Here is a 14,206-nt window from a genome sequence, read left to right on the forward strand (position 1 = left end):
AGCATCCTTGGCTTCTTCTTGACCAGCAACATCTGTAAATTTCTTGCCAGTTTGACTTTCAACGTAAATTTTTGCGTTGCTCTTACCAAATTGTAATGCATTGCCTCCCATTTTTTTAGTAGCTTGGCTCATTGCTAATTGCAAGAAACCAAATATTATTATAAATGGCAAGACAAATTGTAAGAAAATTGATAAAAGTGGTGCATATTTACTAGGAATGTCGCTTGAAAATTGGACTTTGCTTTCCAATAAGCGATCAACTAATTTTTCGTCTCTAATCAATCCTGCTTTGTAGATTACGTTGTTTTTATCTTTTGCTTTGAAATTGATATGAGTGTCTAATATTTTTACCTCTTTAACTTCTCCTTTATCGAGCATTTCGATAAATTTATTGTAAGGTACTTCTTCTTCTTTCGTTTTTGAAAAAGTAGGGAAAAGCAAGCCGGCAACCACAGCATAAAGAACTATAGCTATAAGATAATAAATTATTATCTTCTTCTTATTTTGCTTGTTTTCTTTCATATTGTGCCACTACATTAATTCAACATTTAATTTTTCGTTTAATAAATTCAAACTTTTGATAATACTATTGTATTCTTCGTTAGTTAATTTAATTTGTTTTTTATATTTTTCAGAAATTTCTTCAACGATATTGTTGATGATTTTCTTTCCTTTTTCTGTCAAACGAACAGTAACAATTCTTTCGTCTTTTTCAGATCTTTTTCTTGAAACATATCCTTCTTTTTCTAGTGCTTTACACAAGTTAGAGATGTTTCCACCAGCCATACCAACTAAAACTCCGATATCACCTATAGTCAAATCATCATTTTTGCCTAATTCAAATAAAGTTTTAACTTTCATAATAGTTAATCCGTATTTATCTGAAATTGGTGCCAATAAAGCGTCTGTTTTACGATAAGTTTCTCTCAACAATTGAGATAATTCTGTGTTAATTAAATTGTAATCCATATTTTCCTCCATTTAATTTTTAAAATATTATGTGTTTTGATATAATAAAATACACATAAGTGGTTATCCACTAATTACAGTATATATGTTAATTATATAGAAATTATGGAGATAAATGTAAAATATGGAAAATTTTAATAAAAAAGACTATAAAAAATTGTGGGTGAATTTTGAATCTAGTACACAAGCTATGGATTTACTCGTAATTTTGAATAATATAGAAATTTTTGAAATATCTTTAATCACAATAGAATCTGATGTAAATAATAACGTTCTAGATTTGATGGATAATTTGGATTGGGATGTAGAAGTTGTATTTTTGAAAGATTTTATGAGTGAAAATGATGTCGTATTATCAAGATTTTTAGGTGATTTTAAAAATATTGATTTGCTGAATTTCTCTAACATGAAATATTTGTCAGAATTTTTTACGGAAAACACTGAGGCTCTTGAATCATTAGATGATATTTTCATGTACGATAAATATGTCAAATCAGAAAACAGCGATTTGAATGTATTAAATGGTAAAAGTGTGTTTATGATTACGAATGACACATTTAACAAAAATGATTATACTGATATTTTGAATGAAATGTTTGATGAATCATCAGAAAAACTAATTGAAGATTTGTTCTTGTTGTACGCATACTCCAAAAAAGATCATTTTATTTATGCACAAACAAATTTAAAAATTGATGAAGAAAATAATTTGATTGAAGGAGAGGGAATTGAAACGTATATTTCAGTTACATATAATATCGATAGATTTAGAGAATTTTTAGAAAGCGTGATTATTTAATGAAAACAAAGTTTAAAATAGGCTCTTCTATGTCGCTTTTCTTAGGGAGTTTATCCATCGGAGTATTTTCAGGTGGACTGGCTGTCTTTTACAGATATTTGCTAAGTAAATTAGAAGTGGTTAGAAATGCCGTTTATTCTAACAACAGCTTTCCAAGAGCTATTTTAATTATCGCAGTATCATTTGTCCTAGGAATTGTGGTTAGCAAATTACTTAAATGGGCCCCACTTTCAGGTGGTAGTGGTATTCCTCAAGTTCAAGGAGAACTTATCGGAGCTTTTAATCAAAATAGTTTTAGAGTTACTGTTTCCAAAATTGTAGGAGGAGCAATTGCCTCATTAGTGGGACTTTCTTTGGGAAGAGAAGGCCCTTCAATTCAATTGGGAGCTAGTAGTGCTAAGTGGCTATCAGAAAAATTTGGAAAAAGCAAAACGGATGAGAAATTGTATTTAACTGCAGGAGCTGCTGCAGGTCTTTCAGCTGCTTTTTCAGCACCGATTTCAGGGCTTGTTTTCATATTGGAAGAGCTTCACAAATCTTTTTCAAAAAAAGTGGTTGCAATAAGTTTTGCTGCAGCAGTGGTAGCCGATGTTATCGCTGTTGGAATATTCAAAATCAAACCAGTGTTTTCGTTTGGAATGACCTATGCACTGCCAACAAAATATTATTTATTGATTATTCCGATGATTATACTTTGCTGCGCCGTTGGGAAACTATTTAATTATTCAATCGCGTTTTTCCAAGATGTATTTGCGAAGATTAAGCTTGAACAAGATTTGAAGATAGCAATATTTTTTGCGTTTGTATCTGTAGTTGGATTATTCTACAAAGATATTTTAGGTGGAGGCCATTCATTTATAGAAAACATGGCATCACACAATTACAATTCATTTTTGGTTTTAATAATACTTTTGTTATTCAAAATGTTTATGACATCGACATCTTATGCGACTGGAACTCAAGGTGGTATTTTCTTGCCGGTTTTGGTTCTAGGTGGAATTACAGGATTATTTTATTTTAATTTAATGAGTGCTTTCGGCGTTGTGCAAGATGTTTATTTGTCAAATTTTGTTGTGCTTTCTATGGTTTGTGTTTTAACAGCTGTTGTTAGAAGTCCTCTTTTGAGTGTTGTGTTGGTACTGGAATTAAATGGAAATATGACTCATTTATTGGGGTTGGCATTTTGTTCAATCATGGCATATTTTATATGCATGGATTTAAATTTCGAACCAATTTACGATATTTTATTAAAGAGAATGTTGAACAAAAGAGTTGTTGGAAAAGGTGTTAATGATAAATTCACAATGTTTGATATAAAACTTGGATATGAAAATTGTGTTTCCAATAAGAAAATCAAAGATATTGATTTTCCAAAAGACGCATTGATTGCAGAAGTGGATTCAAATGGAGAAAAATACGTTCCAAATGGAGAGAGCGTATTAAAAACAGGAGATATTGTCACTGTTTTAGTAAAAGATGAACAACTTTATGATACTAGAATGAAAGTTCTTGAAGTTTTTGGAGAAAATAATGGATAAAATAAAAGAAAACTTGAACTATATATTACTTGCAGTTGTCGCTATTCTTGTATGCGTCTTGGCGGTGATGATGTTTTCTAAGAAAAATGTATACAATATTAACACTGGAAATAGCCCCGTATTGAAGAAGAATTACGTAGTAACTCACTACGATAACAAGATTTTCATGTACAAAAATGAAAACTTAATTCTAAAACAGGATTACGACGACAAAAAGCCTTATTATTTTGATGGCAAATTTCTTTATTTGATTGATAAAAAGGATTTGTTGCAATATAATACAAAAGGAAAGATGAATTCAAAGCTATCTTTTAAATCTGATATTTCCTATATTTTTGCAAACAAAGACCATATTATTGTCGATACACAAAATGAATTTTCAATTGTTAATAATATGAAAATTTTGGAAAGCTTTGATATGAAAGACGAAGTATCTAGTTTGATAGCGTCGGATAAATCAAATTATGCTTTTAGCACGATAGGAAAGCGTGACGGAAGAATTTTTTCTAAGATTTACATGTATGATGAAAAGGGACTTTTCTACAAAAATATTTTCATCGATAAGCCGATTTTTAGAATGAAATATGTCGATGACAAATTAATCGTAGTGTTTGATGGATATATCAAAGTTTTTGACAAAGCTAAAATTACAAAATCGAAATCATTCGACGGGACAAAAGATGTTGGGATTTCAGATAAAAACGTATATGTAATTACAAAAACAGGAGAACTTTTAATATACGATAAGGATTTGAAATTGGTGAGCCAATCTAAAATAGATGATTCACTTAAAATATATTCAAATGACAAAAACTGCATATTATATAACCAAAATGGGTATTTTATGTTTGAGGATTCCAAACTAGTGGAATATAAAGCATCGGATCTTAAATCAATAACAGGAGAAGATGATTTTTATTTAGTATTTAATAACAGAATAGAAAGGATTAGGTAATTATGGAAATTGTAGATGCAAGAGGACAAGTTTGTCCAAGACCAATTATTATGACAAAAAATGTATTTGATGAATTAGAAGAAGGTACAGTTAAGACACAAGTTGACGACATGTACTGTGTTGAAAATTTACAAAAATACGCAAATGGTCAAGGTTTCGAATTCAGTTATGTAGAAACAGATTATGGCTTTGAAACTACTATTGTAAAAGAAAAAGGAGCACAAAAGAAGGTTGAAGAAACTAACGGTAATTTAGTTTTAGCATTCTCAAGCGATAAAATGGGTGATGGAGATGAAAAATTAGGCAAATCACTTATTAAATCATACATTTATTCTGTAGCAGAAGCTGACGAAGTACCAAGTACACTTTTATTCTTCAACTACGGAATACATTTGACAACTGAAGGATCAGAAGTTATCGACGATTTAAAGAAAATCGAAGAAAAGGGTGCAAAGATTATGACTTGTGGCGCTTGCTTGGACTTCTACGATAGAAAAGAAAAACTTTTGATAGGCGAAGTTACTAACATGTATGTAATTTACGATACTTTATCAAAATCTGACAGAAATGTAATTATTAGATAATGGAAAAGATATTACTAACTTTTACATCAGTTAATTTTACAATGATGACAGAAAGTAAACTTGTGAGTATGGGATACGATATTAAAACTATCCCTACTCCAAGGGAAATTTCTGAAAGTTGTGGATTAGCTATTATGTTGGATCCTGATAAAAAAGATGAGATGATTGCGTTGAAAAAAGAACTTCCAATCGCTAAGATATGGTCGTATCTTAAAGTAGATGGAGTAATTTTTGTAAATGAGGTAAAAGAATAATTCATGTTATTTAATATTGAAAAGTTCAATCAAATATTTTATAATTCTGCTGGTCAACTAAATTTGTTGGCCAAGATTTTATTATCCCTGTTAATCATCGTATTTACGAAAATAGTTGTAAGCATTTTAACTAAAAGTTTCGATAAGTTATTAATGAAAAAGGGAAAATCTGTTGAAGGCAGACAAATCACAGTTACTAAATTGTTGAACAATACCATCAAATATATAATTTATTTTTTCTGTGTAGTCCATGTACTAGATTTGTTTGGAGTAAAAACAGATAAGATATTGGCTACTGCTGGTATTGGTGGGGTTGCTATTGGTTTTGGTGCACAATTTATAATAAGAGATGTAATCAGTGGACTTGCGTTGATTCTTGAAAATCAATTCAAAGTCACAGACCATGTGATTATAAATGGAATTGAAGGTAACGTTCAAGAATTGGGACTTAGAGTTACAAAAATAAGAGGATTTGACGGAGCTATTCATATGATAAGTAATGGTCAAATCAACACGGTGACTAATTTATCCAAAGAAAACCAAAGAATTGAAGTTAAAATGGAAGTTCCAATCAAATACAGTTTGGGTCAATATACTGAAATCATAGATGAAATTTCTAATGAATTGGTAGATGAGTATTCAGATATTGTAAAAAAACCAGAGCTAATAGGCGTTACAAAAATGGATAAAAACTCCATGACTATTACGATTTGGGGTAGTTGTAAACCAGAATCTCAATACTTGTATCAAAGAGAAATTATCAAAAAATTCATAGAAAAAGCCAAATCAAAATCAATGGATTTGAATTGTTATTTTGTAGCAGGTGATGAAGATGAAATATAAAGTAAATGATATTGTAACACTAAAAAAAGGTCACCCATGTGGTGAAAACAAATGGGAGATTTTAAGAACTGGAGCAGATATTAAATTAAAATGCTTGGGTTGCGATAAAATAGTGTGGCTTACAAGGTTAGAATTTAACAAAAGAATCAGGAAAATTCAAGATAAAAACGGCAAATTTGTATCCATAGTTCATTACGAACCAGAAGATGACGAATAAAAAACGATAGGAGAATTATGAATTACGTTGTAATACCAGCGTACAAACCAGATGAAAAACTCACAAAATTGGTGGAAAATTTAAACAACAACCACATCAATATAATTGTGGTTAAAGACGGTCCGTGCGAATATGATTTTTCAAAACTTAATAATATAGTTCTTCTTGAGCATCAAACTAATATGGGAAAAGGAGCTGCACTTAAAACTGCATTCAAATATTTGAAAGCACAACAAGCGTCAGGGACTGTGGTTACAAGCGATGCAGATGGACAACACTTGGTCAAGGATATTTTGAAATTGATAGAATATTCTGAACAAAATCAGGATAAATTAATACTTGGAGTGAGAGATTTGAAAAGAGGAATCCCTCTTAAATCTCTGCTTGGTAATACTATAACTAGAATGGTATTTTATTCTAGTTCATCGAAATACATCAAGGACACGCAAACGGGACTCAGAGCTTTTAATACGTCTAATCTTGATAAAATGATAAGAATCGAAGGAGAAAGATACGAATACGAAATGAATATGCTTTACGAATTCGATTCTGAAAGCATAATGCAAGTTCCTATCGAAACTATTTATATAGAAAATAATGAAACAAGTCATTTTAATGCACTAAAAGATTCAGTCAAAATCTACAAAAGCATACTGAAATTTTCTGCGTCAAGTTATTTGAGTTTTTTGGTGGATTATTTTACTTTTTTATTGTTAGTTTACAAATTAGACGTACAAAGTTTGGTGCTGTCCAATATAATAGCAAGGGCAGTGTCAAGCACGTTTAACTTTTATGTGAATAACAAATACGTATTCAAAAATAAAGATAAAATCCTAAAAAAATACATCAAATACGTGACATTAGTAGTGTTCATACTAGCTTTGAATACTATTGTGTTGAAAATTTTGTCAAGTTTAGGAATTAAAGTTTTTGTGGCAAAAATCATAACTGAAGCTTTGATGTTCATAGTAAGCTACAACATTCAAAAAAGAATAATATTCAAATAGCACTTTTAATAGAAAAAATTATAGAGTTTTTAATAGAAGTGCTTTTTTAGTGCAAATCTTTAAAATTTTGTAGATTTTTGTGCATTAGGTTTGTTGTATAATAATTTTGAAAGGAGATTATTATGAAAAAAATTGGATATTTGTTATTTGCGATTATCATTTCATTATTAATGGTAAGTTGTGCGCAAAGTGACAAATCAAGAGTGTCTGATGAACTTAACTTAAAATTAGTTAAAGCAAATCAAATCATGGAATACGATGATCATGGAGCAATGGGAGATGGGACAAGATTTATAACATTTGAATTTGACAGCAACGATACATTGAATCAGATAAAATCGGATAGTAACTGGAAGAAATTTCCATTGGATAAAACAACGAAAACTTTAATGTATGGAGATGAAAAAACATCATCTTATGTGACGGATCATAATTCCAGATCGCTTTTTCCAGAAATTTCTGAAGGTTATTATAAGTTAATCGACAGACAAGAAGACAAGAATCAAAATATTTTAAAACGTTCATCTTTGAATTTTACACTTGCAGTTTATGATACAAAAACTAATACTTTGTTTTTTGCAGAAATTGATACTTAAAATTGAAAATCTAATAAAAAATAGCAAACCAACGGTGGACATTCCTCACGTAAATGGTTTGCTATTTTTATTTTATTTCAATGGTTTTTCGAATGCTATTCTCTCGTCTGTTTTTCTTATATAAACTATCCCACATTTTTGAAATCCGTTTTTCTCAATAAATCTTAGCATGGATTTGTTGTCTTTGTGTGTGTCCACTCTTATGGAGTCGTAGTTTAATTCTTTTAATTTATTTTCAAAGAAATCCAACAGATTTTTGGCTACATTTTGTGATTTGTAATCTGGGTTTACTGCTATTCTGTGAATTACTCCGTATTTTCCATCGATTAGCCATTTTCCATCTATGTTTTTATAATCCTCATCCCCATCCAAGACTAACACAGCCATTCCTACAACTTTTCCATCTATTTCTGCTACGTATAATCTGTTTTCTTTCAAATCAGTTAAAAAAACATCTTCATTAGGATAATTTTCACTCCATTGATTTATTTTATTTTCTTTCATATATGATTTGGCGTTTTCAACAATTTCCATTATTTGTGCTATATCATTTTCGTTTGCAATTCTTTTTATCATTTTTCACCTCATTTTATATAAAATTTTAACATATTTCAAAAAGTATTTTAATATTAAAAAAATTTCGATATTTTTGTGTTAATTTTTATTGTAAATGTGTTATAATTTTATGTGGAAATCAGTTAAGGAGGCAACATATTGAAACCAAATATTTACTCTGAGATTGATAAGTTAAAATCTGTAATAGTTCACAGACCGGGAGAAGAATTAAATAATTTGACTCCTGATTTTATGGAAGAGTTATTGTTCGATGAACTTCCTTACTTGGAAAATGCTATCAGAGAACATGACTTTTTCTGCGAAACTATGCGTAATGAAGGTATTGAAGTATTATACCTAGAAGATTTGGCTGCAGAATCTATCAAACAAGATGACGTTAGAGAACAATTTATCGAAGATTTCCTAGAAGAATCGGGAAATAAGTCCGCAGATGAAATCAATTTACTAAGAGATTTACTTACAAATATCTCAGATGAGAAAGAATTGATACTTAAAACTATGTCAGGAGTTAGGTTGGATGAAATCGGTATTAATGACGAAAGTGGAAGACTTTTGGCTGTTAATCCAATGCCTAACTTGTATTTCACAAGAGATCCATTTTCTTTTGTAGGAAATTGTGTGAGTATCAATAGAATGTGGTCGGAAACTAGAAATAGGGAAACGCTTTATGCAAAATATATTTTCACTTATAATTCTAGATTCAACGATATTGAAAAAATTTACGATAGAACAGAAGATACTTCTATCGAAGGCGGAGATATTTTAATATTGAACAGCGAATGTGTAGCTGTTGGTATTTCTCAAAGAACACAAAAAGAAAGTGTTGACAAATTCGCTAAGAATTTATTGGAAAAATCAGATTTCAAATTTGTTTTGTCTTTCAAAATTCCTAACAAAAGAGAATTTATGCACTTGGACACTGTGTTCACAATGATTGATAAAGGAATTTTCACAGTTCACCCACTTATAGAAGGACCTTTGTATGTTGAAAAGTTGTATCTTGAAGATAACACTTTACAAAGAGAAGTTCAAAAGGGTTCATTAGAAGAAATTTTATCTACAAATTTACACGTTGATAATGTAAAAATTATAAGATGTGGAGGAACTAATCCGATAGATCAAATGCGTGAACAATGGAATGACGGTTCAAATACTTTGGCGATTGCACCAAATACTGTTATTGTTTACGACAGAAACAATGTTACAAACAGCTTGTTACAAGAAGCTGATGTAAATATAAGAACTATTAAATCAGGCGAATTATCTAGAGGACGTGGGGGTCCAAGATGTATGAGTATGCCATTTGAAAGGGAGATGTAATTATGTTAAAAGGAAGAGATTTTTTAACTTTAAAAGATTTCACTAAAGAAGAAATCGAACATTTACTAAATGTAAGTGCTGCATTAAAAGAAAAGAAAAGAATGGGTATTGTAGGAGAAACTTTAAAGGGCAAAAATATTGTTTTGTTATTTGAAAAAACTTCTACTAGAACAAGATGTTCATTTGAAACAGCTTGCCACGATGAAGGTGGTAATGTAACATTCTTAGGTATGAATGATAGCCAATTCGGTAAGAAAGAATCTGTAAGAGACTCTGCTTTAGTCTTATCAAGATTCTACGATGGTATCGAATTTAGAGGATTTGACCATGCAACTGTAGAAGAATTAGCAAAATATTCTTCAGTTCCAGTATGGAATGGTTTAACTGATATTTATCACCCAACACAAATCTTAGCAGACTTTTTAACTGTAAAAGAAAACATCCACAAAAACTTAGACCAAGTTAAATTCGTTTATGTTGGTGATGGTAGAAACAACATGGCAAACTCTTTAATGATTGGAGCTGCTAAATTAGGTATGGAATTTGTAAATCTTGCACCAAAAGAATTACATCCATCAAACGAAATGATGAACTCTATCCAAGAAATTGCCAAAGAATCTGGTGCTAAAATCACAGTTACTGACGATTTCAATAGCTTAAAAGGTGCAGATGTAATCTACACTGACGTTTGGGTATCAATGGGTGAAGAAGATCAATTCGAAGAAAGAATTAACTTACTTAAAGATTACCAAGTAGATATGAAGAAAATCGAAATGACTGAAAATCCTAACGTAATCTTCTTACACTGCTTACCATCTTTCCACAACTTAGAAACTAAAGTTGGTCGTGAAATCCACGAAAAATTTGGTTTGTCAGAAATGGAAGTAACTGATGAAGTATTCTACAGCAAATATTCAAAAGTATTTGATGAAGCTGAAAACAGAATGCACACTATAAAAGCAGTTATGGTAGAAACAATCGGCAATAAATAAATTTTAAATTTTTGAGAGATAGCTTTTGTACTATCTCTCATTTTTTATTGCTAAATATTGCAAAATTCCGGAATTTTTGATAAAATATCTTGTCATCGTCAATAGTTACGATTTGTCAAAAAACGTATATTATCACGGATTTTTGATATTATATTAGTATAAGATACGAATGAGAGGTGAAATATGAAAAGTTTTTACAATAGAATATTGAATTACAGTACAGACCAAAAATTTATTCTGTTGACTGCTATTGCAATGTTTATGCCGTTTTATATAGGAATCGGCGTTTTGATAGTGGATATGTTTTATTTTGTGTATCAAAATAAATTCAAGGAAATTTTTGATAAGTCTAATCTGTCTGTTTTTGGATTGATTTTCGCTGCTTATTCCTTATTAGTAAGCATTGTGTTCAACAATACTTATGGAATACTTGCGACTGTAGGAATGTTTGTGCTTTTTGTATTTGTGCTCTTTATTAGGAAAAATATGACAGAACAATTTATGGAAGACTGCATGATAATTATCATGTTGTTTGCATCGTTCTGTTTCTTGATAACATTGACTCAGTATTCGATAATTTTGAAGAACAATTCATTCAACTACACGCAATTCATGAAATACATCAGTGAAAATAGAACGACTGTTGGAACATTCTTTTTCAATGCAAATTATTATGCTATGGTGTGTTCTTTGGTTGGAATAATCAGTGCATACAAGTATTTTTCGACAGAATCATTTGAAAGATTATTTTCTTTTATAGTTGGAGTTTTAAGCGTTCTAACTTTATTGATCACAGATTCAAGGGGAGCGATGTTTGCTAGTTTCATAGCTGTGTTTGCTCTTACGATTATGATGAAAAAAAGAAAATACACTGTAGCGATTATTTCATTATTTGCATTGGCATTTGTTGGAATTGTGGCAGCGGGTAGGATGGATTTGGTTCCAAGAATTGACAAAATTGGATTCGATATGGGTCTTAGAAGATCGATTTGGATTAGTGCTATTGCAGCTTTCAAGAAAAACTTCATAATTGGTGTTGGTCCACTTGGAATTCACAATATTTACACTACAATAAGAGATCGTGCGATTCTTCATTCACACAATTTGTATTTGGATATTTTGGTTAATTACGGATTGATAGGGGCTGGATTGTTAGTTCCAATTCTTTATCAGTTATTTAGAGAAATCAAAAGTCTGTATTCAAAAAAATACACTAAAATGATTGTTGCAATGATAATTATGGTTATGATTCACAGTATGGTGGATGTTACAATATTTTGGACACAAACTTCATTCATATTTTTAACATTTGTTGTAGGAGTTGGTGAATTATCCACTGTGCCTGTTGCAGAATTAAGTTTGTTCAAGAATAAGAAAACTTTTAATACAAAAAATATTTACGAAAAATAAAACAAAAATTTCAAGATAGTTGGTAAAATATACCAACTATCTTTTTTACTTTAAAAAAAACACAATATCAATTATAATAGTAAACAAGGAGGATTTTGAATGAGTTTTAAATTTTGTTCGCTATCAAGTGGATCAAGCGGAAATAGCGAATATATAGAGACAGAACACTCCAAAATATTAATCGATGCAGGTTTTAGTGGTAAAACTATTGAAAACCTACTTAAATATATAAACGTAGACCCAAGTAAATTAGATGCAATCTTTGTGACTCATGAACACGCAGACCACATTAAAGGAATTGGCGTGTTGAGTAGAAGATACGATTTGCCAATTATCGCAAATACTGAAACTTGGTATGCAATGGATAGCAAGATTGGAAAGATAAATGATAAGAATATTTATATCTTCGAAAATAATAGACATATTAATTTCAAAGATTTGGATATTTTACCGATTAAAACTAGTCACGATAGCGCAAATAGTTGTGGTTATGTGATTAGCAAGGACGACAAGAAAATTTCTTTAGTTACTGATACTGGAATTATCGAAGATAGCGTGTATGAAGAAATTAAAGATTCGAATCTTTTTTTTATTGAAGCAAATCATGATGTTGATATGCTAAAGTACGGGAGTTATCCTCCAGCATTAAAACAAAGAATATTGTCGGATCACGGACATTTGTCCAATGATTCGTGTGCGTACTTATTAGGAGATATTCTAAGAGGAAATCACGAAGTTATTCAATTGGCGCATTTGAGTAAGGAGAATAATACTCCAAGAAAAGCACTAAGTACTGTTGAAGATTATTTGAGGAGTTTGGGACTTGATGTTGGAGAAGCTGTGAGTTTAGAAGTAGCTGAAAGATATAGCCCTAGTAACATAGTAGATTTAGAAAAAATGGAGATATATGCAAAGAACTGTACAAGAAGTTGAAAGAGCAATTATAAAAAAATATAGAAAACACATTTGGTCGAAGTTTATAAAGGCCATAAAACAATATGATTTGATTCAAGATGGAGATAAAATAGCCGTGTGTATGAGTGGTGGCAAGGATAGTCTGCTTCTTGCGAAATTATTCCAAGAACTTCAAAAACACGGAATGAATAATTTTGACCTTGAATTTATAGCGATGAATCCAGGTTATAGCGAAGAAAACACTAGACTTGAGAAGGAAAATTTTGAGAAACTTAACATTCCTTATCACATGTATGATACTGATGTATTTAGTGTTAGCGAGAAGATTTCATCGAATAATCCATGTTATATGTGTGCGAGAATGAGAAGAGGTGCGCTTTATTCCAAAGCAAAAGAGCTTGGTTGCAATAAAATGGCATTGGGACATCACTTTGATGATGTGATTGAAACAATTTTATTGAATGTTTTGTGTTCTGGAAATTATAAAACTATGATGCCAAAGCTTCACTCTAATAACTTTGAAGGGATTGAACTTATCAGACCAATGTATTTAATTAGAGAAGAATCTGTAAAAAGTTGGTTGAATTACTCAGGGCTAAAAGCATTAGATTGTGCTTGTTCTGTAACTAAAAAAACAGAAGGATCTATGAGAAAACAAATCAAACTATTGATTGAAGAATTGTCGAATAGAGGATTTACTAATGTAGAAAATTCAATATTTAAATCCAGTGAAAATGTTGATGTATCAAGAATTCTTGGGTATGAATATAATGGAGAAAAGTATAACTTTTTGGATACTTACGGTGAAAATGATTTATAATCGTTAATTTATAGGAGGAAATATGGGAACAGAACCAATTAAAATCCAAGAAAATTTATATTACTTGGGTGTAAATGACAGACAAACAGAATATTTTGAAAACATGTGGCCATTGCCTTATGGAGTAGCTTACAATTCTTACTTACTTACAGGAGAAAAAACTTGCTTGATGGACACTGTAAAAATTAGCAAAAGTGATGAATTTGTAGATAATGTTAAAGCGATTTTAAAAGATAGAAAATTAGACTATTTGGTAATTCATCACATAGAACCAGATCATTCAGGATCAATTCCACAAATTTTAGATCTTTATCCAGATATAAAAATAGTTGGAAACAAGAAAACAAGATCAATGTTGAATGATTATTATGAAATTGATTCTGACCATTTTATCGAAGTTGGAGAAGGTGA

The 14,206-nt window shown here is 30.5% G+C and carries 17 protein-coding genes and 1 pseudogene; 15 read left to right on the top strand and 3 right to left on the bottom strand.

All coding sequences use genetic code 11. From position 1 onward, the window contains the following. Both KHW44_RS01965 and KHW44_RS01970 read right to left on the bottom strand, forming a co-directional pair. The coding region (locus tag KHW44_RS01965) for an ATP-dependent metallopeptidase FtsH/Yme1/Tma family protein (RefSeq protein WP_304065300.1) at positions 1 to 522 on the bottom strand (522 nt) is incomplete at its 3' end. A gap of 9 nt (positions 523 to 531) precedes the next feature. After that, positions 532 to 969 (bottom strand): MarR family winged helix-turn-helix transcriptional regulator, encoded by a 438-nt coding sequence (locus tag KHW44_RS01970; protein ID WP_035109253.1) that lies wholly within the window; start codon positions 967 to 969, stop codon positions 532 to 534. 124 nt (positions 970 to 1,093) lie between these two features. Between KHW44_RS01970 and KHW44_RS01975 the strand changes: the two genes are divergently transcribed. The 9 genes from KHW44_RS01975 (at position 1,094) to KHW44_RS02015 (ending at position 7,762) form a co-directional block, all read left to right on the top strand. Continuing rightward, the gene (locus tag KHW44_RS01975; RefSeq protein WP_094208379.1) at positions 1,094 to 1,768 is read left to right on the top strand and encodes a hypothetical protein; all 675 of its coding nucleotides are present in this window, start codon (positions 1,094 to 1,096) and stop codon (positions 1,766 to 1,768) included. Further along, complete coding sequence (locus tag KHW44_RS01980; RefSeq protein ID WP_304065305.1) at positions 1,768 to 3,306, top strand: chloride channel protein; 1,539 nt, start codon at positions 1,768 to 1,770, stop codon at positions 3,304 to 3,306. Before KHW44_RS01975 ends, KHW44_RS01980 begins: the two co-directional genes overlap by 1 nt. Further along, on the top strand, positions 3,299 to 4,261 hold the full coding sequence (locus KHW44_RS01985; RefSeq protein ID WP_281683115.1) for a hypothetical protein: 963 nt from the start codon (positions 3,299 to 3,301) through the stop codon (positions 4,259 to 4,261). The genes KHW44_RS01980 and KHW44_RS01985 overlap by 8 nt, the downstream gene beginning before the upstream one ends. 2 nt (positions 4,262 to 4,263) lie before the next feature. Next, a complete protein-coding gene (gene yedF / locus KHW44_RS01990) occupies positions 4,264 to 4,845 on the top strand; it encodes a sulfurtransferase-like selenium metabolism protein YedF (RefSeq protein ID WP_094206901.1) in 582 nt (193 codons plus the stop codon). Further along, on the top strand, positions 4,845 to 5,099 hold the full coding sequence (locus KHW44_RS01995) for a DUF3343 domain-containing protein (RefSeq protein ID WP_002835422.1): 255 nt from the start codon (positions 4,845 to 4,847) through the stop codon (positions 5,097 to 5,099). Before yedF ends, KHW44_RS01995 begins: the two co-directional genes overlap by 1 nt. A gap of 3 nt (positions 5,100 to 5,102) precedes the next feature. Beyond that, the gene (locus tag KHW44_RS02000) at positions 5,103 to 5,942 is read left to right on the top strand and encodes a mechanosensitive ion channel family protein (protein ID WP_094206902.1); all 840 of its coding nucleotides are present in this window, start codon (positions 5,103 to 5,105) and stop codon (positions 5,940 to 5,942) included. Continuing rightward, positions 5,926 to 6,159 carry a DUF951 domain-containing protein gene (locus tag KHW44_RS02005; protein ID WP_002835420.1) on the top strand — a complete coding sequence of 78 codons (234 nt, stop codon included), beginning with the start codon at positions 5,926 to 5,928 and terminating at the stop codon, positions 6,157 to 6,159. Before KHW44_RS02000 ends, KHW44_RS02005 begins: the two co-directional genes overlap by 17 nt. Positions 6,160 to 6,176: 17 nt before the next feature. Next, positions 6,177 to 7,166, top strand: a complete 990-nt coding sequence (locus tag KHW44_RS02010; RefSeq protein WP_154254488.1) for a bifunctional glycosyltransferase family 2/GtrA family protein — start codon at positions 6,177 to 6,179, stop codon at positions 7,164 to 7,166. A 122-nt stretch (positions 7,167 to 7,288) separates the two neighbouring features. Further along, a complete protein-coding gene (locus KHW44_RS02015; RefSeq protein ID WP_002835418.1) occupies positions 7,289 to 7,762 on the top strand; it encodes a hypothetical protein in 474 nt (157 codons plus the stop codon). Positions 7,763 to 7,834: 72 nt separating this feature from the next. On the opposite strand, the gene KHW44_RS02020 is transcribed toward KHW44_RS02015, so the two are convergent. Then, positions 7,835 to 8,338, bottom strand: a complete 504-nt coding sequence (locus KHW44_RS02020) for a GNAT family N-acetyltransferase (protein ID WP_002835417.1) — start codon at positions 8,336 to 8,338, stop codon at positions 7,835 to 7,837. A 138-nt stretch (positions 8,339 to 8,476) separates the two neighbouring features. Between KHW44_RS02020 and KHW44_RS02025 the strand changes: the two genes are divergently transcribed. The 6 genes and pseudogenes from KHW44_RS02025 to KHW44_RS02050 form a co-directional block, all read left to right on the top strand. Beyond that, positions 8,477 to 9,658, top strand: a complete 1,182-nt coding sequence (locus tag KHW44_RS02025) for an arginine deiminase (protein ID WP_002835416.1) — start codon at positions 8,477 to 8,479, stop codon at positions 9,656 to 9,658. Between the two features lie 2 nt (positions 9,659 to 9,660). After that, positions 9,661 to 10,650 (top strand): ornithine carbamoyltransferase, encoded by a 990-nt coding sequence (argF, locus tag KHW44_RS02030; protein ID WP_002835415.1) that lies wholly within the window; start codon positions 9,661 to 9,663, stop codon positions 10,648 to 10,650. A 183-nt stretch (positions 10,651 to 10,833) separates the two neighbouring features. After that, positions 10,834 to 12,060: an O-antigen ligase gene (locus tag KHW44_RS02035; RefSeq protein ID WP_294684669.1), complete on the top strand. Its 1,227-nt coding sequence runs from the start codon at positions 10,834 to 10,836 to the stop codon at positions 12,058 to 12,060. A 99-nt stretch (positions 12,061 to 12,159) separates the two neighbouring features. After that, complete coding sequence (locus KHW44_RS02040) at positions 12,160 to 12,993, top strand: MBL fold metallo-hydrolase (RefSeq protein WP_094208390.1); 834 nt, start codon at positions 12,160 to 12,162, stop codon at positions 12,991 to 12,993. Beyond that, positions 12,968 to 13,795, top strand: coding sequence for an ATP-binding protein (locus tag KHW44_RS02045; RefSeq protein ID WP_304065328.1), 828 nt, complete (start codon positions 12,968 to 12,970; stop codon positions 13,793 to 13,795). Before KHW44_RS02040 ends, KHW44_RS02045 begins: the two co-directional genes overlap by 26 nt. Before the next feature lie 22 nt (positions 13,796 to 13,817). Next, positions 13,818 to 14,206, top strand: a pseudogene (locus KHW44_RS02050) (FprA family A-type flavoprotein); the annotation flags it as partial.

The organism is Finegoldia magna (genome assembly GCF_018371055.1).
GTDB lineage: Bacteria > Bacillota > Clostridia > Tissierellales > Peptoniphilaceae > Finegoldia > Finegoldia magna_I.

Bases quoted from the DNA above. Each gene is read 5' to 3' on its own strand.
- KHW44_RS01970 (WP_035109253.1), bottom strand. From the start codon at position 969: ATGGATTACAATTTAATTAACACAGAATTATCTCAATTGTTGAGAGAA.
- KHW44_RS01975 (WP_094208379.1), top strand. From the start codon at position 1,094: ATGGAAAATTTTAATAAAAAAGACTATAAAAAATTGTGGGTGAATTTT.
- KHW44_RS01980 (WP_304065305.1), top strand. From the start codon at position 1,768: ATGAAAACAAAGTTTAAAATAGGCTCTTCTATGTCGCTTTTCTTAGGG.
- KHW44_RS01985 (WP_281683115.1), top strand. From the start codon at position 3,299: ATGGATAAAATAAAAGAAAACTTGAACTATATATTACTTGCAGTTGTC.
- yedF (WP_094206901.1), top strand. From the start codon at position 4,264: ATGGAAATTGTAGATGCAAGAGGACAAGTTTGTCCAAGACCAATTATT.
- KHW44_RS01995 (WP_002835422.1), top strand. From the start codon at position 4,845: ATGGAAAAGATATTACTAACTTTTACATCAGTTAATTTTACAATGATG.
- KHW44_RS02000 (WP_094206902.1), top strand. From the start codon at position 5,103: ATGTTATTTAATATTGAAAAGTTCAATCAAATATTTTATAATTCTGCT.
- KHW44_RS02005 (WP_002835420.1), top strand. From the start codon at position 5,926: ATGAAGATGAAATATAAAGTAAATGATATTGTAACACTAAAAAAAGGT.
- KHW44_RS02010 (WP_154254488.1), top strand. From the start codon at position 6,177: ATGAATTACGTTGTAATACCAGCGTACAAACCAGATGAAAAACTCACA.
- KHW44_RS02015 (WP_002835418.1), top strand. From the start codon at position 7,289: ATGAAAAAAATTGGATATTTGTTATTTGCGATTATCATTTCATTATTA.
- KHW44_RS02020 (WP_002835417.1), bottom strand. From the start codon at position 8,338: ATGATAAAAAGAATTGCAAACGAAAATGATATAGCACAAATAATGGAA.
- argF (WP_002835415.1), top strand. From the start codon at position 9,661: ATGTTAAAAGGAAGAGATTTTTTAACTTTAAAAGATTTCACTAAAGAA.
- KHW44_RS02035 (WP_294684669.1), top strand. From the start codon at position 10,834: ATGAAAAGTTTTTACAATAGAATATTGAATTACAGTACAGACCAAAAA.
- KHW44_RS02040 (WP_094208390.1), top strand. From the start codon at position 12,160: ATGAGTTTTAAATTTTGTTCGCTATCAAGTGGATCAAGCGGAAATAGC.
- KHW44_RS02045 (WP_304065328.1), top strand. From the start codon at position 12,968: ATGCAAAGAACTGTACAAGAAGTTGAAAGAGCAATTATAAAAAAATAT.